Source organism: Xanthomonas sp. AC360, from assembly GCF_979258225.1.
The window spans coordinates 4,772,203-4,793,607 of sequence record NZ_OZ409846.1; the positions used below are offsets into that span (position 1 = coordinate 4,772,203).

The window sequence follows — 21,405 nt, forward strand, 5'->3', positions numbered from 1 at the left end:
TCGCAGTTTCGCTCCTTACAACCCGCCTCGTTCGTTGTTACCTGACCCCAGGAACTCTCGCCATGTCACACCGTCTTCCGATCGCCACCCAGTTATGGTTCACCGCCGCGCTTGCGGTGGCCCTGCCCGTCCTCGTGATCGTCGCCGGCTTTGCGCTGACGCTGTCGCATGCAGCCCTGCTCGGCGCCAGCATCGTTGCAGCACTCATCAGCGGTGCTCTGCTGATGTGGGCGATCCGCATCGCCAGCGGCGCGCTGGACCTGGCCACCACCACGCTGGACGCCTTCTCGCGTGGCAACTTCGATGTCGCCCTGCCGCAGACACGCGACGAGCATGCCGGCGACGTGCTGCGCGGCTTGCGTAAAGTGCAAAGCGGCATCCGCCACGTCAACGACGAGATCAATCGCGTCTCGCGCGAACACGATGCCGGCGAAATCGACGCACGCATCGATGTGGCGCGCTTCGACGGCGACTTCCGCACTATGGGCGACGGTATCAATCGCATGGTCGCCAGCCATATCACGGTGAAAAAGCAGGCGATGGCCTGCGTGGCCGAATTCGGCCGCGGCAATTTCGCCGCCGAGCTGGAACGCCTGCCTGGCAAGAAAGCCTTCATCAACGAGGTGGTGGACCAGATCCGCGGCAACCTCACCGGCATGGTCGCCGAGGTCAACCGCATGTCGGTGGAACACGATGCCGGCGATATCGACGTGGTGATCGACACGCAGCGCTTCACCGGCGACTTCCGTCGCATGGCCGAAGGCATCAATGCGATGGTGGCTGGCCACATCGCCGTCAAGAAGCAGGCCATCGCCTGCGTCGGCGAGTTCGGCCGCGGCAACTTCACCGCACAACTGCCGTTGCTGCCGGGCAAGAAGCGCTTCATCAACGACACCATCGATCAGGTACGCGGCAACCTCACCGGACTGATCGCCGAGATCAACCACATGTCGGCCGAACACGAAGCCGGCGATATCGACGTAGTCATCGACAGCACCCGCTTCGATGGCGACTTCCGCAGCATGGCCACCGGCATCAACGAGATGGTTGGCGCACACATCGCGGTCAAGAAGTTGGCGATGGGAGTGGTGGCCGAATTCGGCCGCGGCAACTTCGATGCGCCGCTGGCGCAACTGCCGGGCAAGAAGGCCTTCATCAACGACACCGTGGAGCGCGCGCGCAGCAATCTGCGCAGCATTTCCGAAGTGATCCAGGTCATGGGCGCGATGGCCGACGGCGACCTCACCCACACCGTGGAAGGTCGCTACGAAGGCGCATTCGCCGACATGCAGCGCTACGTCAACACCACCATGACCCGCTTGACCGAGATCGTCGATGAGGTCAACCGCAACGCCGAAAATCTGGCCAGCGCGTCCGAACAGGTGAGCGCCACCGCGCAAGCGCTTGCACAGGCCGCCAGCGAACAGGCCGCAGGTGTGGAAGAGACCAGCGCCTCGCTGGAGCAGATGACCGCCTCCATCGCACAGAACACCGAAAACGCCCGCGTCACCGACAGCATGGCCGCCAAGGCCGCCAGCGAAGCGGCCGACGGTGGAGACACCGTGCGCGCTACCGTGGTGGCAATGAAGGACATCGCCAAGAAGATCGGCATCATCGACGACATCGCCTATCAAACCAATCTGCTCGCGCTCAACGCGGCCATCGAAGCGGCGCGTGCCGGCGAACACGGCAAGGGCTTTGCGGTGGTGGCTGCGGAAGTGCGCAAGCTGGCCGAGCGTAGCCAGATCGCCGCGCACGAGATCGGCGAAGTGGCCGGCTCCAGCGTCGAGCTCGCCGAAAGCGCCGGCCGCGTGCTGGGTGAAATGGTGCCGTCGATCCGCCGCACCTCCGACCTGGTGCAGGAAATCGCTGCAGCCTCCGAAGAACAGACCGCCGGCGTCAGCCAGATCAACACGGCGGTGGGTCAGTTGAACCAGACCACGCAGTCGGCCGCTGCCAATGCCGAAGAACTGGCCGCCACCTCCGAGGAAATGAGCGCGCAGGCCGAGCAGCTGCAGCAGCTGATGGGCTTCTTCCGGCTGGGCACGGGCGGCCGCAGCGCTGGCTCAGGCAGCAAGAGCGGCCCGCGCCGCGTGGTGCAGGCCAGCCACTCCACGGCGCTCAGCGCACCGGCACGACGGACCAACGTGCGTCAGATCGGCATGGTGGCGGCAACTGCCGATGCCATCGACGAGTCGCAGTTCGCCAGCTTCTGAGGTGCACACCATGCAAGCGCACAACACCGCCAGCAGCACCTCACCGTCGCCGACGGCACCGCAGCAATACCTGACCTTTTTATTGGGCGGGGACATGTTCGGCCTGGGCATCCTCGGGATCAAGGAGATCATCGAATACCGCGCGCCCACCGACGTACCGATGATGCCGCCGGCACTGCGCGGGGTGATCAATCTGCGCGGCGCAGTGGTGCCGGTGGTGGATCTGCAGCAGCGCTTCGGCCGCGACGCCAGCGCGATCACCAAACGCAGCTGCATCGTGATCGTGGAGATTGCGCAGGGCGATGCGCACCTCGTGCTCGGGTTGCTGGTGGATGCGGTCAGCGAAGTGCTGGAGATCGCACCGGGCGATATCGTCGAGCCGCCCAGTTTCGGTGCCGGCATCGCACGCGATTTCATCCAGGCCATGGGCAAGATCGGTGAGCGTTTCGTGATCCTGCTCGATGCCGATGCCGTGCTGGGCCGCGATGCGCTCGCCCAGCTCCCCGCCGCCCCGCTGGCGGCCTGACTTCCGCATGCACGCAAGGATTCCCATGCGCCCCGCCCTTCTCTCCTGCAACTGCACGCTCACCGGCCCGGTGCTGGTGGTCGACGACAGCGTGGTGCAACGCGAACACGCCATGGCCTTGTGCCGCCAGCTCGGCGCCAGCACGGTCGATGGTGCCGTCGATGGCCACGCTGCGTTGGCCTGGCTAGTCCATGCCAACGCGCCCTCGCTGTTGTTGATCGACCTGGAAATGCCGGGCATGGACGGTGTGCAACTGCTCGATGCGCTGGCGCGCGGCCAGCACAACGTGCCGGTGGTGGTGGTGTCGCAACGCGGCGGTGCCCTGATCGATGCGGTGATGCAGCTCAGCCGCAGCGCCGGCGTGCGTGTGTTGGGCGGCATCGAAAAACCGATGAATCTGCAGGACCTGGCCACCGTGCTGGAATGCGAACCCGAATCCAGCGCCAGTGTGCCGACCTTCGTGCAAGCGGCAGTTTCGCCGTTGATGTCCAGCGGCGGAGCGGCGGCCTCGCGGCTGGATCGCGCGATGCGGCGCGGCGAAATCCGCGTGGCGTATCAACCCAAACTCGATCTGAAAGACGGCCGCTTGCGCGGGGTCGAAGCACTGGCGCGCTGGCGTCGCCCGCAAGGCGACATGATTGGGCCGGACCGCTTCATTCCACTGGCAGAGCGCGAAGGCTTGATCCACGCCCTGACCCAACAGGTGATCGACAAGGCGATTGCGCAGCTGGTGGATTGGCGCAGCGAAGGCTTTCAGTTGACCCTGGCATTGAACCTGTCGCCCCGGCTTCTCGGCGAAGCGGATTTTCTCGAACAACTGTGCGCCAAGCTCAGCGATAACGGCTTGCGCCCGGCGGACCTGGTGCTGGAACTCACCGAAAGCGCCATCGTGGAACCGGCCAATGCATTGAGCATGCTCGCGCGCCTGCGCCTGCATGGCTTTGGGTTGTCCATCGACGATTACGGCACCGGCTTCTCGTCGCTGCAACGTCTGGCCAGCATCCCGTTCACCGAACTCAAACTGGACCGCAGCTTCGTGCAGGCCGCGCATCGTAGCCGCAGCCAGCGCACCGTGCTCGAATCCACGCTGGAACTGGCGCATCGCCTGGACCTGACCGCCGTGGCCGAAGGCGTGGAAACCCCGGACGACTGGCGCCTGCTGCGCGAGCTGGGCTGCGACCTGGCGCAAGGCTATCTGATGGGGTCGCCGATGCCTGGGCCGATGCTGTCGGACTGGTGGCGCGAACATGCCGTGCGCATCGCCCGTCTGAGCGACAACATGCTGCCCAGCGATGCGGATGTGGCCTGAGCCGATGAATACCGCCACCGCCATCACCGAACAAGAGTTCGGGCGCTTCCAGCGTTTCATCTTCGAAGCCGCCGGCATCAGCATTTCGTCCGGCAAAAAAGCCATGTTGTGCGGCCGCCTGGGCAAGCGTCTGCGCGAACACCAGTTCAGTAACTACACGCAGTATCTGCAGTTGCTGGAAAGTCGCCAGGACCGCGAGGAAATCCAGACCGCGATCGATTTACTCACCACCAACGAAACCTATTTCTTCCGCGAGCCCAAGCACTTCGACCTGCTACGCAAACTGGCCGGCGAGCATCGCGGCGGGCTGCCGTTCCGCTGCTGGAGCGCGGCCAGCTCAAGCGGCGAAGAGGCCTACAGCATGGCGATGGTGCTGGACGATACGCTGCAAGGCCGCCCGTTCGAAGTGGTCGGCACCGACATCAGCACGCGCGTGCTGGCCAAGGCGCGCACCGGGCATTACGCATTGCAACGCATCGACGGCATTCCGCAGCCGTATCTCAAGCGCTACTGCCTGCGCGGCCAGGGCGAGTATGCCGGCACCCTGCTGGTAGAACGCCGCCTGCGCGACCGCGTGCAGTTCGTGCATGCCAACCTCAACACTGCACTGCCGGCATTGGGGAGCTTCGATGCGATCTTCCTGCGCAATGTCATGATCTATTTCAATGGGCAAACCAAGCGCGAAGTCATCTTGCGCGTACTTGCCACCCTCAAATCGGGCGGGCATTTCTGCATTGGGCATTCCGAAAGCCTGAGCGAACTGGACATCGATCTGGTCCAGGTGGCACCTTCGATTTTCCGCAAGGCATGAACCAAGGATCCACCGTGTCCACAGCGTTCAACCGCCCCGTCACCAATCCCAACACCATCAAGGCCATGGTGGTCGACGATTCGGCGGTGGTGCGCCAGGTCCTGGTGGGGGTGCTCAACGACGCCCCCGGCATCGAGGTGATCGCCACTGCCGCAGACCCGCTGCTGGCCATCGAAAAGATGCGCCAGCAGTGGCCGGATGTCATTGTGCTGGACGTGGAAATGCCGCGCATGGACGGCATCACCTTCCTGCGCAAGATCATGAGCGAGCGCCCCACTCCGGTGGTGATCTGCTCCACGCTCACCGAAAAAGGCGCGCGCGTAACCATGGATGCGCTGGCCGCCGGCGCGGTGGCGGTGGTGACCAAACCGCGTCTGGGCTTGAAGCAATTCCTCACCGATTCGGCCGACGAGCTGGTCGCCACCGTGCGCAGCGCCGCACGCGCCAACGTCAAGCGCCTGGCCGCACGCGTCACTGCCGTCCCGCTGGAAGCAGAGGTCAAACACACCGCCGACGTGATCCTGCCGGCGCAAAGCGGGCGCGCGCTATCGCAAACCACCGAGCGCATCGTCGCCATCGGCACCTCCACCGGCGGCACCCAGGCGCTGGAAGAAGTGCTCACGGCCCTGCCGCGCGTGTGCCCGGGCATCGTGATCGTGCAGCACATGCCGGAGAAATTCACCGCCGCCTTCGCCGCACGCCTCAACGGTCTGTGCCAGATCGCAGTGAAAGAGGCCGCCAACAACGATCGCGTGATGCCGGGGCGCGCGTTGATCGCACCGGGCGGCAAACATCTGCTGTTGCGCCGCAGTGGCGCGCAATATTTCGTCGAAGTGCTGGAAGGCCCGCCAGTCAACCGGCACCGCCCGTCGGTGGATGTGTTGTTCCGCTCCGCCGCGCGCGCAGCCGGCAGCAATGCGCTCGGCATCATCATGACCGGCATGGGCGACGACGGCGCCGCCGGCTTGCTGGAAATGCGCCAGGCCGGCGCGCGCACGGTGGCGCAGGACGAACACACCAGCATCGTGTTCGGCATGCCCAAGGAAGCGATCAAGCGCGGCGGTGCGGACCGCATCCTGCCGCTGGGCGCAATGGCGCGGGAGATCGTGACGCAGCTGCAGTAGGTGCGACCCCGCAAGAGTACCGGCACTGCCGGCAGCCCGCGGGCATCGACGTGGCAGACGAACGTGCGCAAGCACCACCTCGCAGCGCACGGAGACTGCGGCAAACGCTGTATCCCGGTGTCCCGGTATCCAGGCGTCCGCCACGCAGGCCATGTCTTCCAACCACAGGCCACACCGCCGCTGTATTGGCGTGCAAGGCAACCTAAAGATCCGCCGTCGCTGCCGCTAACTTGATTGAAGGCCCAGCATTGCGCGGGTCACCCGAGGCGGCGGTATCGCCGTCCCGGGACCGGAGGTGCAAGATGACGACGCGCGATCTCAACGACGGCTTGTTTATCGATCCCGTCAGTGTGGACTCGGTCATTGTCGACCCCGTGATCGAAGCAGGCGCCAACATCCGCTGTGCCGCATTGGTAGCACCCGCTGCCTATGGCATCGACGACGCGCACTTCGACCAGCCACATCTGCAACAACTGCCGGCCATGCACTGCCCACAAGCGGAGCTTCGCCCCGACTGGGCACAGGCGCGTGCAGCCTTGCTCGCGCCGCCCGATGCGCATCGCGCCGCTGGCGATGCGCAGGCGAGCGTGGAATACAACGCTCTGCGTCACCGCCTGCACTAACAGCGGCAACACCACGTAGCGAGCCATCGTCAGCTGCGTGTGGAAAGCGCGCTCATGACCGGCATGTACGCGTGGTACATGCCGCAGCGAGCGCCGGACGCGCCTGCCTGGCGGTGAGCGGAATTGTTTGTCAGCCGCAACACGTCACCGTAAGCGTTCGACATGCGCTACTCGCGCATGCGCCGGCAGGTCTTATAGCTGCGAATCCAATGGCAGCCACCCAAGCATCTTCGCCGCACTCCGGCGCCAGACACTGGCCTCCGGCTCGCGTGTCCAGATGCGCGGCGGCTGCGCGGCATCGTCGTGCCAGCGCAGCGCGCCCTGCTCCAGGGTGACTCGGTAACTCACCGGCGCACTGACCTTGTGGTTGTACAAGCGCTCGAGCTCGGCGGTGACGGTGCGATCTTCAAACAGCAAGCCCATCTCGGTATTGAGATTCATCGAGCGCGGGTCGAGGTTGAACGAGCCGATGAAACCGCTGGTGTCGTCCACTACAAACGCCTTGGTGTGCAGGCTGGCGCCGCTGGACCCGAACAGACTCCCGTCCGGCTTGCCCATCGGCTTGAGCTCATGCAGGCGCACGCCCTGCTGCAGCAGCGGCACCCGGTAATCGGCATAGCCGCTGTGCACGGCCACTACATCGTTTGCCGCCAGCGAATTGGTCAGGATATTCACGCGCACCTGGTGCCGACGCAGATCGCCGATCCAGCGCATGCCCTCATCGCCCGGCACGAAGTACGGCGAGATCACCTTCAACTCGCGCTGCGCATGCGCCATTTCGCCGATCAATATCGGCGTCATCCAGTCCGCTTGCGGCTCCGCGCCATCGGCTTTTTCCGGCGGGTCGGACACGATGCGCGCATGGGCGAGCCAATGCACCGGGCGGTCGCCCTGCATCAAGGCCTGCACGCTGGGCGACCGGCGCAGGCGCTCCACATACGGATGCGCGCGTGCCGAGGCCATGCCGGCATCCAGGCTGCCACGCAGCGCTTCCAGCGCCTGTGGCGTTGCGTTCACCAGCGCGGACAGCGGCAAGGCGTTCGGGCTGTTCCAGTACGCATCGAAGTTACGTTCGGCCTGCTGCACCGTCGGCCCCATCACGGCCGCGTCCATGTCCATGAAATTGGTATCGCGCGCGGCATCGAAGTATTCGTCGCCCACATTGCGCCCACCCACCACCGCAATGCGTCCATCGGCAATCCAGGCCTTGTTGTGCATGCGTCGGTTGATGCTGAACATGCGCAGCACCATCTCTACGCCGCGCATCAGCGTGCCTTCGCGCGCGCGGGTGGGATTGAACAGGCGGATCTCGATCATCGGGTGGCTGTCGAGCGCCGCCAATACCGAATCGCTGCCGTGGATATTCATGTCGTCCAGCAGCAACCGTACGCGCACACCGCGGTCGGCCGCGCGCAGCAACTCGTTGTGCAACAGGTTGCCGGTGAAATCGGCATGCCAGATGTAGTATTGCAGGTCCAGGCTGCGCCCGGCCGCACGCGCGGTGAGCGCACGCACCGCAAACGCATCGATATTGTCGGACAGGATCACCATGCCGGTCTGGTCGGCATGCGCGTGCTGCAAGGGCGCAACCACCCGGTCGATCGGTGTCGCCACGGCAGTCGCCGGTAACGCGTGACTCACCGGGCCGCGTTGGCGATCGGCAAAACGGCCATAGCCGTACAACGACAGCGCGCTACCCAGCACAAACACCAGCATGCCGATGCCGGTCCATTTGAAGACGTTACGCTTGGTCACTGCCGGGCCCGGAATTGCCAGCGCGACAGTGTAGATGCTGCACAGCGAGCTGCGTGTGCAGAGGCTGCCACGCAAGCGAGCTCAACAACCCTGCAAAACAAGCGGTTTTGCGTTGGCGGCCATCGCTGCGACTGCTGCCAGGCCACCTCTGCGCCGACGAGCAAGCACCGATTCCGCCGACGTATTCTGTGGCCCACCTTGACGGCTGACGTCGGCACGGCAAACAAGCGGCCGCTTGACCACTGCCGCGATCAGGTAACGATTGCGCCCATACAGGCGGGCGCAATCGTTCAAACACCTGCGTTTACCAGATCGCCACGCGATCCTTGTCCGCACGCACCATCGCATCGCCGGGCTTGCACTGAAACGCCTGCGCAAACGCCGGCATGTTCGACGGCGCGCCATTGGCGCGGAAATTCGCCGGCGCATGCGGGTCGGTGTTCAAGCGCACACGCAGTTCGCCATCGGTGAAGTTGCGACGCCACACCGTTGCCCAGTTCATGAAAAAGCGCTGATCCTGGGTATGGCCATCGACGTCCTTGTTGGCATCCGGCTGCGCCTTCAGCGCCATCTGCAAGGCATCGTAGGCGACGGTCAGGCCGCCCAGGTCGCCGATGTTTTCACCAAGCGTCAGCTTGCCTTTGACGTGCTCACCGGGAATCGCTTCATAGCCATCGAACTGCGCCACCAACTGATCGGTGCGCTGGGTAAACAGCTTGCGGTCCGCGTCGGTCCACCAGGTGTCGAAGTTGCCCTTGGCATCGAACTGGCTGCCCGAGTCGTCGTAGCCATGCATCATCTCGTGGCCGATCACCGCGCCGATGCCGCCGTAATTGAGCGCCGGGTCGGCCTTGGGATCGAAGAACGGCGGCTGCAGGATCGCCGCCGGGAACACGATCTCGTTGCGGGTGGCGTTGTAGTACGCGTTGACCGTCTGCGGGGTCATATGCCACTCGCGCTTGTCGACCGGCTTGCCGATCTTGTCCAGCATGTAGCGATAGTTGAATGCCTGCGCAGCCTGCATGTTGGCCAGGAACCCATCGCCGCGCGTCTCCAGGCCCGACCAGTCGCGCCATTGATCCGGATAGCCGATCTTGGGCGTGAAGCTGGCCCATTTTTCCAGCGCGCGTTGCTTGGTGTCCGCGCTCATCCAGTCCAACTTTTCCAGCCGTGCCTTCAAGGCGGCCGACAGGTTCTGCACCAGCTGCTGCATCTGCTCCTTCGATTCGGAGGGGAATGCGGACTGCACATACAGCTGGCCCAGCGCCTCGCCCATCGCTTCGTTGACCGCATTCAAGGTGCGCTTCCAGCGCGGCAGCATGTCCTGCTGGCCACGCAGCGTTTTCGAATAGAAATCGAAGTTGGCCTGCTCGAACGGCTTGGCCAGATACGGCGCCGCCTCGTCGATGCTGTGGAAACGCAGGTACGCCTTCCAGGTCTCTACCGGTGTATCGGCCAGCATCGCATCGAGCTCGGCGAAGTAGCCCGGCTGGCTCAGCGAGAAGGTGCCGGCCGGCACCTTGAGCGCCTTGAAGAACGCCTGCCAGTCGAAGTGCGGCGTCACTGCGTTGGCACCAGCCACGTCGACCGGGTTGTAGCGCTTGGCCGGGTCGCGCAACTCGATGCGCGACAGCGAGGCGGCGGCCAGCCGGGTCTCGAATGCCATCACCGCCTTGGCCTGCGTGGCCGCCTGCGCGGCGGGAATGCCGGACAACTCCAGCACGCGCGCGATGTAGGCCACGTACTGCTCGCGGATCTTGGCCTGCGCCGGATCGGTGTAATAGCCCTTCTCGGGCAGGCCCAGACCACCCTGTCCTGCATAGGCGATCATCTGTTCGGAATTCTTGTAGTCGGCATTGGCACCGAACGAGAACATGAAGCCCTGGCCCTGCGCGTAGCTGTCGCGCAGCCACGCCGCGATGGCAGGCGCATCGGTCAGCGCATCGATAGCCTTCAATTGCGGCTGCAACGGCGTGATGCCGGCCTTATCAATGGCGGCCTCGTCCGAGCCGGTCCGCCACAGGTCGGCGATCTTGGCATCCACCGAGCCAGCCGACAGATTGCCGCGCGCCAACTGCTCCACCAGCGCGTGCTGGATGGTCAACGATCGCTCGGCGAGCACTTCGAAGCTGCCCCAGCTGCTGCGATCGGACGGCACCGGATTGGCCTTGAGCCACTTCGCGTTGACGAACCCGTTGAGGTCCTGGCACGCGTTGATGGCCGGATCCAAATCGTTGATGCCGAACGCCACGATCGGCGCGTCGAGTTTGGAGACATCCACACGCGCCGGCGCGGTCCGGTTGGTCTCCGGCGCTGCCTTGGCGGTGTCCTCGGAGGCACCACAGGCCGACAGCGTGACCGCAATGGCCACCGCAAGCGACAGCGGTGCGAACTTGCTCAACTTCATTCAATTCTCCAAGGCATGACCGCGCATGCGCGGTCGAAAAAGTCGGCAGCCTGCCAGGAATCGCTGGCGAAGCGCGGCGCATCAAACAGCGCTCGCATCATCGTCAGTCACTCCGTAACCGGCCGCACCAGATCACTGCAGCGGCACCGCAACGCCCTAACGTCCGCTGCCGCGCCTTATCGAAAGTCATTGCAACCACACACTGCGTGCGCGTCCGTCACCGACGCCGCAACACGCTGCTTCAAGCATCAAGCGCCATCGCATGCAGTCAACGCCGCGCGTAGAACGGCGCCATCAACAGGTACACCGGATACGCCAACAGCATGAGTACCAGCGCTACCTCATGCCCGGATGCGGCATCGGCCCACGCCTCCATCTGCGGCGATGGCCCGAACAACCCGAACGCCAGCAACACCACACCAATCACACAGATCAGCAGCGCCACCAGCAAGGCGTTGCTGGAGACGCTACCAGCGGCCAACGTCCCGAATGCGGCGCTGGCGCCTGCCAGCAATATCCCCACCGTGACCAGATAGGCGCGGCAGTAGGTGGCGCTCATTTGCTGGTGCTTACGTCTGGCGGACATCCTGTCGTCCCTGCATACGTGATACGCCGGGCGCTGATCCACGCAGCACCCGGCGTACCGGATCGAATCACCGCAGCGCGCTAGCCGCGCTGTGGACACTCCACGCCGCGCATGCATGCGCGGCATTGGCTACAGGCCTACCTCGCCTTGCCCTGATTGGCCACCGCTTCGGCAGCGCGCTTGGCCGCTTCCGGGTCGCCCAGGTAACGGAAACTCTGCACCTGCAGCTCGTCGTCCAGCTCGAACAGCAACGGAATGCCGGTGGGGATGTTGAGCTCCAGGATCTGCTCGTTGGAGACAGCGTTGAGGTATTTGTACAGCGCGCGCAGCGAGTTGCCGTGCGCGGTCACCAGCACGGTCTGCCCGGCCTTCAACTGCGGCGCGATCGCGTCGTGCCAGTACGGCAACACGCGCACCAGCGTGGTCGCCAGCGACTCGGTGCCCGGCAATGCATTGCGATCCAGCGTGGCGTAGCGACGGTCGTGGCACGGGTGCCCCGGATCGTTGACGTCCATTGCCGGTGGCGGGATGTCATACGAGCGGCGCCAGATCTTGACCTGCTCTTCGCCGTGTTTGGCCGCGGTTTCGGCCTTGTCCAGCCCCTGCAGGCCGCCGTAATGGCGCTCGTTGAGGCGCCAGCTCTTGGACACCGGCAGCCAGTCCTGATCGAGCTCCTTCAACGCGCCCTGCAGCGTGTGGATGGCGCGCTTGAGCACCGAGGTGTGGGCGACATCGAACTGCAGCCCTTCGTCCTTCATCAGCTTGCCGGCCGTCGTGGCTTCCTGGCGGCCCTGCTCGGTGAGTTCCACATCCACCCAGCCGGTGAAACGGTTGTCCAGGTTCCATTGGCTCTGGCCATGGCGCAGCAGTACGAGTTTGCGGGTCACTACGGTTCTCCGATTGGGGGCCGATCAACCTGCGATTGTAGCGGCAGCCAGCGCATCGCTGGCGTGCACGACCCGCCCACGTGCGGCGCGCGATGCTGCGGCCATGTCGAACATCGCTCCCGTATTCGCCGATTGGGACGGCAGCGCCGCACAGGCACGACAGTTGCAGCAGCAACTGGCACACCGCGTGGTGTTGCAGGACGAGGTCGTCGCAACGCCGCAGCTGCTGGCCGGCTTCGATGTCGGCTTTGAAGACGATGGGCAGACCACGCGTGCCGCGGCCGTGCTGCTGGATGCGCAGACCTTGCTTCCGTTGGAAACGCATGTAGCGCGCGTGCCTACCTCGATGCCGTATGTGCCTGGCCTGCTCAGCTTCCGCGAATTGCCGGCATTGCTGCAGGCGCTGGCACTGCTGTCTCGCACGCCGGATCTGGTGTTCGTCGATGGCCAGGGCATCGCGCATCCGCGCAAGCTCGGCATTGCCGCGCACTTCGGCGTGGTGACGGGCTTGCCGAGCATCGGCGTGGCCAAGCAGCGGCTGGCCGGCAGCTTCGTCGACCCCGGCCCGGAGCGCGGCGCGCATAGCCGCATCCTGCTCGGCGGCCTGCAGATCGGCTGGGCATTGCGCAGCAAGCCGCGCTGCAATCCGTTGATCGTCTCGCCCGGGCATCGCGTCTCGATGCAAGGCGCGCTCGACTGGACCCTGCGCACGCTGCGCGGCTATCGCCTGCCCGAACCCACGCGCCTGGCCGATCGGCTGGCATCGCGGCGTGGCGAGATCGATCTGCCTGTGCAGGCGAGCCTGCTGTAACACCGATCCAGCGCGTCAGCACCGTGCGGTCGACCTCGCCACCGCTGCACTATCGCGGCGGCGCACGCAGAACATTCCGTCTTGATCGACAGCACTGCGACGCTGCCGCGTGCATGCGAAGCTTTGGCTCCAATTTGTCACGAGCCACCGCCATGACCACTCTGATCGCCCCACGCGTCCACGACATCGGCGGGCTGCAAGTGCGTCGCGCCGTGCCCACCTTGCAGGCGCGCAGCGTGGGCCCGTTCGTGTTCGTCGACCATATGGGCCCGGCGGTGCTGGAGCCGGACCATGGCATCGACGTGCGCCCGCATCCGCATATCGGCCTGGCCACCGTGACCTTCCTGTGGGCAGGCGAGATCGGCCACCGCGACACGCTCGGCTCCGATCAGGTGATCCGCCCCGGCGACGTCAACTGGATGACCGCCGGCCGCGGTATCGCGCACTCCGAACGCACGCCTGGCCCCGAACGCGCGCGCGAACATGCACTGCATGGCATGCAGACCTGGATCGCGCTACCGCGCTCGGCCGAAGAAACCGCACCGGCCTTCCACCACCATGCCGCCGCCAGCCTGCCGCAGCAGCGCCGCGATGGCGTGTGGCTGCGGGTGATCGCCGGCCGCGCCTATGGCGAAGAATCGCCGGTGCAGGTGTTCAGCGGCACCCTCAATGTGGCGCTGGATCTGGCCCCGGATGCCGAAATCGACCTGGACATCGGCCACGCCGAACGCGCGTTGTACATCCTGGAAGGCGAGGCGCAACTGGATGGTGCCGACGTGCCGGCGCGCCACCTGATCGTGCCCTCGCCCGGCGCGCGCGGGCGCCTGCGCGCCAAGACCCCGCTCAAGGCCATGCTGCTCGGCGGCGAGCCGCTGGATGGCCCGCGTCATCTGTGGTGGAACTTCGTGTCCAGCTCCAAGGAGCGCATCGAACAGGCCAAGGACGACTGGCAGGCCGGGCGCTTCGGCAGCATTCCCGGCGACGACAAGGAATTCATTCCGCTGCCCGAAACGCCGGCACCCAACCCGGTCAATTACCCCTGAAACCATGCGCGAATTTGATGTGGCGAACACAACCGCACCAGGTCTCGCAACGGAGGTGCCCCGCTACACAAGCGATGCCAGGCAGAGATGCGACCCATCTTGATCACGCCCACAAAACTGTGATAGTGATATCTCCGTAGTCGGAGCACGTCGCGTGGACGGCACGCTCGAGCGGGGAGCTTGAGACGGTGCAGCGGCACGAAAAGACGACGTCGCCCCGCATTGTCATCCATCGCCGGGGAACACTTGAATGAAGTCCGCATCCTGCCTGTTCGGCCTCTCATTGCTGTTGGCCGCTGCAACCGCCCACGCCCAAACCTCGCCGGTCTGCCCGCCCTTGCCGCCCGCGTCGGGACTGCAGTGGAACGAGCTGGCCGGTGCCGACTACTTGGTCTGCAAGGCGGTCACCGCCGACGGCCGCCAGGTGGTTGGCGTGATGCTCACCACCCGCGACCCGGCCATGACCCTGGCCCGCGACCGCCGTGCCGAAAAAGGCCAGCTCCAGCAGGAAGACTTCTACTGGTACAAGCTCGATCTGGGCGGCCGCGAAATTCCGGGCATGGAATCGCGCCGCGTCACCGTGGTGGAGCTGGGCAAGAAGCGCTACGCACAACTGTGGATCGACGGTGCCAGCACCGAAGAACTCGCCTCGATGCAATCGCTGGTGCAGGCGATGGATCTGCAGCCGGCCAGTCTTGCATTGCAGCGCTGAGGCGACGCGGGTTGCTGCGTGGCGTGATGCCGCGCTTACATCGCGCATTCGCTGCGCGGCAGGTTTAGCGCCTACCGTGCTGATGGCCTGACTACCGGCCGCAAGTCACCGCCTCCAGATGAGATGCGGTGACGCTCGACACGCTCAGGCCGCGGGGTTGCCGGCATCTTCCGCTGCCTGCAGCAGACTGGAAATACGTACCTCGCCAGTCAAGAGCCGATGGATCGGACATTTGTCCGCCACTTCCATCAAACGCGCGCGTTGCGCGTCATCCAGTGCGCCTTCGAGCACGATCTCTCGGCTGATGTCGGTACCTGCTGCACCGCGTTGGGTGTAATGCAGATGCACGTGCACCGCCGTCAACGGCCATTGCTTGCGTGCCGCCACCATCGACACCGTGATTGCGGTGCATGCACCCAACGCCCCGAGCACTTGCGACTCCGGATCCGGCCCGGCATCGGCACCGCCGTTTGCCGGCTGGGTATCGCCCACCCAACGGTGCTGCCCATCGTGGATGGTGACGGTGTACGGCACCGCTTCGGTACTGACATGGACGGGGCGGTCACTCATGACGCTCTCCTGCGCTGTATGAGGTGGACACGGTTAGAACCGCCCTTCCTGGAAATCGACGAACGCCTGCATCAGTTCCTGCTTGGTGTTCATCACAAACGGGCCATGCCGCATCACCGGCTCGTTGAGCGGGCGGCCCGCCACCAGGATCAGCTGTGCGCCCTGCGCACCTGCACGCAGCGTTAGCCGCTCGCCACCGCCCAGCACTGCCAGTTCCTGCGCAGGCAGCGTGCGCGAAGCATCGCCCTCGCCCACTGCAACGTCGCCTTCGAACGCATACGCAAACGCGTTGTGACCGCCGGGCAGCAGGTAATCCCACGCCGCATCCGGTGCCAGGGCGATATCCAGATACACCGGGCTGGTCGCAGGTTGCACGATCGGGCCGATCACCTCGCCCACCGTGCCGGCAATCACCTTGACCGTCACGCCTGGCGCCGGCTGCGCCACCGGGATGTGGTCGGGCGCGTATTCCTGGTACTTGGGCTCGGTCATCTTGTCGCGCGCAGGCAGGTTCACCCATAGCTGAAAGCCGCGCATGCGCCCGGATTCCTGCTCCGGCATTTCCGAATGGATCAGGCCGCGACCAGCGGTCATCCACTGCACGCTGCCCGGTGTCAGCAGGCCTTCGTTGCCGTGGTTGTCCTTGTGGCGCATGCGCCCGTCGAGCATGTAGGTCACCGTTTCGAAGCCGCGATGCGGGTGGCTTGGAAAACCGCCGATATAGTCTTCGGCCTTTTCAGTGCCGAACTCGTCGAGCATCAAAAAGGGGTCCAGATCCGGCAGCTGCTGGGTGCCGATGACGCGGGTCAGCTTGACGCCGGCGCCGTCGGAGGTCGGCATGCCGCGGATGGTGCGCAGCACATGCGCCGCGGTCGTGGTGGTGGTGCTCATTGCGTTGTCCCTGTGCAGTGTGTCGGTGCGCCAATGATGGGTGCGCGTGCTGCAGCGCCCAACCACGACGGTTGCAACCGATCGTTCCAAACATCGGCCCCGTGCGGCGAGCGCTAGCGCACCGTGTGCCCGGACACTCTACGACCAAAGTTTTACCCCGCTACAGAACGCTGGCATTGACCGCAGCCGGGCACGGGGGGACCCTTGGGCGAATCGTTGCTGAAGGGGCATGCATGAAAGGGTTCTCGAAGCTGGCCTGGGGCGCGCTCGCGCTGCTCGCCGCGTTCTGTCTGGGTACCGTGGCGCTGCGGCGTGGCGAGCACATCAATGCGCTATGGATCGTGGTGGCGGCGGTGTCGATCTATCTGATCGCCTACCGGTTCTATAGCTTGTTCATCGCCGACAAGGTGATGCAGCTGGACATCACACGCGCCACCCCGGCGGTGAGCAACAACGACGGCCTGGACTACGTGCCCACCAACAAGCATGTGCTGTTCGGCCACCACTTTGCCGCGATTGCCGGTGCCGGGCCACTGGTCGGCCCGGTGCTCGCTGCGCAGATGGGCTACCTGCCCGGCCTGCTGTGGCTGGTGGTCGGCGTGGTGTTTGCCGGCGCGGTGCAGGACTTTGTGGTGCTGTTTCTGTCCAGTCGCCGCAACGGCCGCTCGCTGGGCGATCTGGTGCGCGAAGAGATGGGCCAGGTACCCGGCACCATCGCGCTGTTCGGCGCCTTCCTGATCATGATCATCATCCTGGCGGTGCTGGCGATGGTGGTGGTCAAGGCGCTGGCAGAAAGCCCGTGGGGCATGTTCACGGTGATCGCCACCATGCCGATCGCGCTGATGATGGGCGTGTACATGCGCTACATTCGCGTCGGCAAGATCGGCGAGATTTCGGTGGTTGGGCTGATCCTGTTGCTGGGCGCGATCTGGCTGGGCGGCAAGGTCGCCGCCGACCCGACCTGGGGGCCGGCCTTCACCTTCACCGCCAAGCAGATCACCTGGATGCTGATCGGCTACGGTTTCGTCGCCTCAGTGCTGCCGGTGTGGCTGCTGCTGGCACCGCGCGATTACCTGTCCACCTTCCTCAAGATCGGCACGATTCTGGCGCTGGCCATCGGCATCCTGGTGGTCATGCCCGATCTCAAGATGCCGGCCCTGACCCAGTTCGCCTCCACCGGCGACGGCCCGGTCTGGAAAGGCGGCATCTTCCCGTTCCTGTTCATCACCATCGCGTGCGGTGCGGTGTCCGGCTTTCATGCGTTGATCGCCTCCGGCACCACGCCCAAGTTGCTCGCCAACGAAGGCCACATGCGCTACATCGGCTACGGCGGCATGCTGATGGAATCGTTCGTGGCAGTGATGGCGCTGGTGGCGGCCTCGATCATCGAACCCGGCATCTACTTCGCCATGAACAGCCCCGCCTCGCTGGTCGGTACCGACACCATTGCGGTTGCGACCAAGGTCTCGGAGTGGGGCTTTGCGATCACCCCGGAGGTGCTGGAAGCCACCGCCAGGGACATCGGCGAGCACAGCATCCTGGCCCGCGCCGGCGGTGCGCCCACGTTGGCGGTAGGCATCGCGCAGATCCTGCACCAGCTATTGCCGGGCGAAGACACCATGGCGTTCTGGTACCACTTCGCCATCCTGTTCGAAGCCTTGTTCATCCTCACCGCGGTGGATGCGGGCACGCGCGCGGGCCGCTTCATGCTGCAGGACCTGCTGGGCAACTTCATCCCGGCGCTGAAGAAAACCGAATCGTGGACCGCCAACATCATCGCCACCGCTGGCTGCGTGGCGCTGTGGGGCTATCTGCTCTACACCGGCGTGATCGATCCGTTCGGCGGCATCCAGACCCTGTGGCCGTTGTTCGGCATCTCCAACCAGATGCTGGCGGGTATCGCGTTGATGCTTGGCACCGTGGTGCTGTTCAAGATGAAACGCGACCGCTATGCATGGGTCACCATCGTGCCGGCGCTGTGGTTGTTGCTATGCACGACCTACGCCGGGCTGATCAAGATCTTCGACAGCAACCCGGCGCAGGGTTTCCTGGCACAGGCGCACAAGTACCAGGCCGCCATCGCCAGCAACACCATCACCGCACCGGCCAAGACCGTGCCGCAGATGCAGCAGATCGTCACCAATGCCTACGTCAACACCGGGCTGACCGTGCTGTTTCTGTTCGTGGTCGGCTCGATCCTGATCTATGCGGTCAAGACGATCGTGATTGCGCGCCGCAACCCGCAGCGCAGCGACCGCGAAACCCCGTACGTGGCCTTGCAGCCACATCAGATGGCGGATCTGTAATGGGCACCCAACTCGTTCTTGCCAGCCAATATCAGGTGCATCGCCGCATCTGGCGGCGGCTCATCCAAACCGCGCGCCTGTGCTGCGGCATTCCCGACTACGACAACTACGTGCGTCACATGCTGGAAAAACACCCCGACAAACCGGTGATGGATTACCCCGCGTTCTTCCGCGAGCGGCAGGACGCACGCTACGGCGGCAAGAGCGGGTTTCGCTGCTGCTGATCGGTTGATCGGTTGATCGGCCGATGCAAATGCAACAGGGCGCGATGCGAATCGCGCCCTGTTGCGTTCGGGGCTTGCGCGTTACTGCAGGCCTTCTTCCGCCAAACATCGTGAAACTGCCGAGGGCGGAGCGGCTGATCTGCGACGTCGCTGCAGGGCGACTCTCGCCCACTGTCGGGGCACGCCTCAAGACAGGACGGCTGATCTGCGATATCACAAAAAGGCGACTGCTCGACTGCTCTTGCAGGACAGTCCATAAAGCAGAACGCTTGATCTGCAGTATCGCTCCAGGCCCCTGGCCCGCTCACCGTCGCGGGACACGCTGCAAGTACGTCCTTGTAAGCTCTTACGCGGCATCCATGCCGCGTAAGGTCCCGCGACGGTGAGCGGGCAAGGACCAGTCGAGATGGTCGGTGTGCAAGATGCAAGCAATGCATGAGGTGCTTCTGATTCGCTAACTCTCAATGGAGTTGCGACCCGCAGCAGCAAGCCAATGCAACCAGCGAGATGGCCCGCTTTTCACCTAGCGACCGACCAACTCTCTGGTGCGGTGTCCTCACCGATTGCGGGACCGTGTGGCGGCATGGATGCCGCCACCGAGCCCCCAGCGACGGGTTGACGGCGTGTCCCGCAAGCGGTGAGGGCATCGCACGCTCGACCAACTAGTCTTTCGATCTAAGAGCAGCTAACAAAACTACTGTGCAGCCGCCAGGCGGGGCGCGGCCGGTGCTCGGAATCCTCATGTACCACCCGTACACTCCGGTTCCTCCGCGCCGTCAACACCCACCTGACGACTGCTCGCTACGTTTTGTTAGCCGCTCTAAGCATTTGACCGCAGCCAAACGATGCTGCGACTCGACATCCTCAGCCAGCGCGCTTTTGCGCGAGCCGCTCGAACAACGCGGGCAAATCGCGCATATCGTCGAACACCTCCAGCACGCCGATCCGTCGCAAGGTGTCGCCATGCCCTTGCGGAATGTGGCCGGCACCGGTAAACCCCAGCACCTGCATGCCTGCCGCCAGCGCAGCGGTCGCGCCGGTGGGGCTGTCTTCGATCACCAGGCACCGCTCCGGCGCCACACCGGCCGTGCGGGCGGCCAGCAGATACACATCCGGTGCCGGCTTGGGTCGCTCCACCATGTCGGCACTGAAGATTCGCCCTGCCGCACGCGCCGTGAGCCCGGCGCGCTCCACCGATGCGATCACGTTGTGGCGGCGGCTGTTGGAGGCCACTGCCAGCGGCAGCGGAATCTGCTCCAGCGCCTCGCGCACGCCGGGAATCGGCTGCACCTCGGCGCTGATCAAGGCCTCGCTGCGTGCCTGGATCTGCGCCAGCAAGGTCTCGGGCAACTGCAGCGCAAAGTGCTCTTCCACCCGCCGCAACACCTCGCGCGTGGTCTGTCCGAAGGTGGTTTCCAGTAGATGTTCCAACGGTTCGGCCGGCACGAACGCCGCCAGCGCCTCGCGCATCACCCGGTCGGCCAGTATCTCGCTGTCGACAAGAACCCCATCGCAGTCACTGATCAGTAGCTCGTACGCCATTGCACCCATCTGCTCGCAAAGCGCCATTATGCCGGCCGTGTCGTGACCGTCGGCTGTGGCGCACTGCACCTGCAGGTGACGAATACGCCCGTACGTTCGCACCAAACCGGCCGTCATCAAGCAGACCCGACCGCCCAACCATCCTCCGCGCCATGTCACGAAATCTTACCGCTTGCGATTTTTACAGCTGGTAGGATCGGCCCCGCTGCGGCCGGACTTGCCGCAGCGCCACCAGGAATGCGATCAGGAGAAGGAGATTTCGATGCAGACGCGATTCCCCACCCTGCTCGTTCTTGCGACCTCGTTTTTCGCGGTCTCATGCACCGCCTCGCCGGGTGCCAAGGAGCAAACCACCATGTCAGCTACGCTGCAGGACCACACCGTCGCTTTCCGCGACCCCGGTCTGACCGACATCGCCAACGCCATCGCGCACGGCGACGTTGCACGGATCAAAACACTCGCCCCCACCGTCGATCTGGCCGCACACGGCGATCAGAACGTGACCTTGCTGGAATGGGCGATCTGGAACGAACAACCACGCGCATTGGACGCCCTGCTCGACGCAGGCGCAGACCCATCGGTGCCGGGCATGGACCAGGAAACGGTCGTGCACATGGCCGCCATGGCGCAGGACCCGGAGTATCTGAAGAGTCTGCTGCAGCACAAGGCGCCGATCGATGTGGTCAGCGCGCGTGCCGGCTGGACTCCGCTGTTTCGCGCCGTACAGAGCAAGCGCGATGCGCAGATCGGCCTGTTGCTCGACGCGGGTGCCGACGTAAAGCGTGTCGACCACACCGGTAACAGCCTGCTGCATCTGGCAGCACAGAGCGGCGCCGCCAGTCCTGCAGTGCTGCAATTGCTCAAGGCCGGCGTGGACCCCACGGTGCGCAATGCGCAGCAGAAAACCTTCCAGGCGTATTTCTTCACCACGCCGGATCGGCTGCTCAATGCCACCGGACAACAGGTCAGATCGGATGTGCGCGCGTGGTTGAGCGCCCACAACATTCCCGTGGAAAGCAGCCGCTAAGCGCGCTTTCCATACGACGCACGCAAGGAGCCGCG

At 64.7% G+C, this 21,405-nt stretch carries 19 protein-coding genes and 2 other RNA genes; 13 read left to right on the forward strand and 8 right to left on the reverse strand.

What is annotated here, in order from left to right:
* Positions 1 to 62 precede the first annotated feature (62 nt).
* The 6 genes from ACZZ0O_RS20460 (at position 63) to ACZZ0O_RS20485 (ending at position 6,609) form a co-directional block, all read left to right on the forward strand.
* On the forward strand, positions 63 to 2,216 hold the full coding sequence (locus ACZZ0O_RS20460; protein ID WP_115528507.1) for a methyl-accepting chemotaxis protein: 2,154 nt from the start codon (positions 63 to 65) through the stop codon (positions 2,214 to 2,216).
* A gap of 10 nt (positions 2,217 to 2,226) precedes the next feature.
* Positions 2,227 to 2,742, forward strand: coding sequence for a chemotaxis protein CheW (locus ACZZ0O_RS20465; RefSeq protein WP_115514582.1), 516 nt, complete (start codon positions 2,227 to 2,229; stop codon positions 2,740 to 2,742).
* Positions 2,743 to 2,767: 25 nt separating this feature from the next.
* Positions 2,768 to 4,051: an EAL domain-containing response regulator gene (locus ACZZ0O_RS20470; protein WP_323539341.1), complete on the forward strand. Its 1,284-nt coding sequence runs from the start codon at positions 2,768 to 2,770 to the stop codon at positions 4,049 to 4,051.
* Between the two features lie 4 nt (positions 4,052 to 4,055).
* A complete protein-coding gene (locus ACZZ0O_RS20475; RefSeq protein ID WP_115514581.1) occupies positions 4,056 to 4,862 on the forward strand; it encodes a CheR family methyltransferase in 807 nt (268 codons plus the stop codon).
* Complete coding sequence (locus ACZZ0O_RS20480; protein WP_055849789.1) at positions 4,859 to 5,986, forward strand: protein-glutamate methylesterase/protein-glutamine glutaminase; 1,128 nt, start codon at positions 4,859 to 4,861, stop codon at positions 5,984 to 5,986. Before ACZZ0O_RS20475 ends, ACZZ0O_RS20480 begins: the two co-directional genes overlap by 4 nt.
* A gap of 302 nt (positions 5,987 to 6,288) precedes the next feature.
* Positions 6,289 to 6,609, forward strand: a complete 321-nt coding sequence (locus ACZZ0O_RS20485; protein ID WP_463591703.1) for a hypothetical protein — start codon at positions 6,289 to 6,291, stop codon at positions 6,607 to 6,609.
* Between the two features lie 4 nt (positions 6,610 to 6,613).
* Here the strand turns inward: ACZZ0O_RS20485 and ACZZ0O_RS20490 are convergent.
* The 5 genes from ACZZ0O_RS20490 to gpmA all read right to left on the reverse strand — a co-directional run bounded on the left by ACZZ0O_RS20490 (position 6,614) and on the right by gpmA (position 12,244).
* Positions 6,614 to 6,689, reverse strand: a non-coding RNA gene (locus ACZZ0O_RS20490) — sX9 sRNA.
* A gap of 112 nt (positions 6,690 to 6,801) precedes the next feature.
* Complete coding sequence (locus ACZZ0O_RS20495) at positions 6,802 to 8,364, reverse strand: phospholipase D family protein (protein ID WP_463591704.1); 1,563 nt, start codon at positions 8,362 to 8,364, stop codon at positions 6,802 to 6,804.
* A gap of 304 nt (positions 8,365 to 8,668) precedes the next feature.
* Positions 8,669 to 10,771, reverse strand: a complete 2,103-nt coding sequence (locus tag ACZZ0O_RS20500; protein ID WP_463591705.1) for a M13 family metallopeptidase — start codon at positions 10,769 to 10,771, stop codon at positions 8,669 to 8,671.
* A 268-nt stretch (positions 10,772 to 11,039) separates the two neighbouring features.
* Positions 11,040 to 11,357, reverse strand: coding sequence for a hypothetical protein (locus tag ACZZ0O_RS20505; protein ID WP_055849784.1), 318 nt, complete (start codon positions 11,355 to 11,357; stop codon positions 11,040 to 11,042).
* A gap of 137 nt (positions 11,358 to 11,494) precedes the next feature.
* On the reverse strand, positions 11,495 to 12,244 hold the full coding sequence (gene gpmA, locus ACZZ0O_RS20510; RefSeq protein ID WP_463591706.1) for a 2,3-diphosphoglycerate-dependent phosphoglycerate mutase: 750 nt from the start codon (positions 12,242 to 12,244) through the stop codon (positions 11,495 to 11,497).
* A 103-nt stretch (positions 12,245 to 12,347) separates the two neighbouring features.
* On the opposite strand from gpmA, the gene nfi reads away from it, so the two are divergent.
* The 3 genes from nfi to ACZZ0O_RS20525 all read left to right on the forward strand — a co-directional run bounded on the left by nfi (position 12,348) and on the right by ACZZ0O_RS20525 (position 14,810).
* The gene (gene nfi, locus ACZZ0O_RS20515) at positions 12,348 to 13,055 is read left to right on the forward strand and encodes a deoxyribonuclease V (RefSeq protein WP_323518525.1); all 708 of its coding nucleotides are present in this window, start codon (positions 12,348 to 12,350) and stop codon (positions 13,053 to 13,055) included.
* Between the two features lie 152 nt (positions 13,056 to 13,207).
* Positions 13,208 to 14,098, forward strand: coding sequence for a pirin family protein (locus tag ACZZ0O_RS20520; RefSeq protein WP_463591707.1), 891 nt, complete (start codon positions 13,208 to 13,210; stop codon positions 14,096 to 14,098).
* 250 nt (positions 14,099 to 14,348) lie between these two features.
* Complete coding sequence (locus tag ACZZ0O_RS20525; protein WP_055849779.1) at positions 14,349 to 14,810, forward strand: hypothetical protein; 462 nt, start codon at positions 14,349 to 14,351, stop codon at positions 14,808 to 14,810.
* Positions 14,811 to 14,954: 144 nt separating this feature from the next.
* On the opposite strand, the gene ACZZ0O_RS20530 is transcribed toward ACZZ0O_RS20525, so the two are convergent.
* Complete coding sequence (locus tag ACZZ0O_RS20530; RefSeq protein WP_463591708.1) at positions 14,955 to 15,380, reverse strand: OsmC family protein; 426 nt, start codon at positions 15,378 to 15,380, stop codon at positions 14,955 to 14,957.
* 33 nt (positions 15,381 to 15,413) lie between these two features.
* Positions 15,414 to 16,271, reverse strand: coding sequence for a pirin family protein (locus tag ACZZ0O_RS20535; protein ID WP_463591709.1), 858 nt, complete (start codon positions 16,269 to 16,271; stop codon positions 15,414 to 15,416).
* A gap of 233 nt (positions 16,272 to 16,504) precedes the next feature.
* On the opposite strand from ACZZ0O_RS20535, the gene ACZZ0O_RS20540 reads away from it, so the two are divergent.
* From ACZZ0O_RS20540 to ACZZ0O_RS20550, 3 genes are all read left to right on the forward strand, one after another.
* Positions 16,505 to 18,577: a carbon starvation CstA family protein gene (locus ACZZ0O_RS20540; protein WP_463591710.1), complete on the forward strand. Its 2,073-nt coding sequence runs from the start codon at positions 16,505 to 16,507 to the stop codon at positions 18,575 to 18,577.
* A complete protein-coding gene (locus tag ACZZ0O_RS20545; RefSeq protein WP_005926176.1) occupies positions 18,577 to 18,801 on the forward strand; it encodes a YbdD/YjiX family protein in 225 nt (74 codons plus the stop codon). Before ACZZ0O_RS20540 ends, ACZZ0O_RS20545 begins: the two co-directional genes overlap by 1 nt.
* 741 nt (positions 18,802 to 19,542) lie before the next feature.
* Positions 19,543 to 19,618: non-coding RNA, sX9 sRNA (locus ACZZ0O_RS20550), on the forward strand.
* Positions 19,619 to 19,665: 47 nt separating this feature from the next.
* On the opposite strand, the gene ACZZ0O_RS20555 is transcribed toward ACZZ0O_RS20550, so the two are convergent.
* Positions 19,666 to 20,370: an HAD family hydrolase gene (locus tag ACZZ0O_RS20555; RefSeq protein ID WP_463591711.1), complete on the reverse strand. Its 705-nt coding sequence runs from the start codon at positions 20,368 to 20,370 to the stop codon at positions 19,666 to 19,668.
* Positions 20,371 to 20,560: 190 nt separating this feature from the next.
* Here ACZZ0O_RS20555 and ACZZ0O_RS20560 point away from each other — a divergent pair, with 190 nt between their 5' ends.
* Positions 20,561 to 21,370, forward strand: coding sequence for an ankyrin repeat domain-containing protein (locus ACZZ0O_RS20560; RefSeq protein ID WP_463591712.1), 810 nt, complete (start codon positions 20,561 to 20,563; stop codon positions 21,368 to 21,370).
* Positions 21,371 to 21,405: the final 35 nt, after the last annotated feature.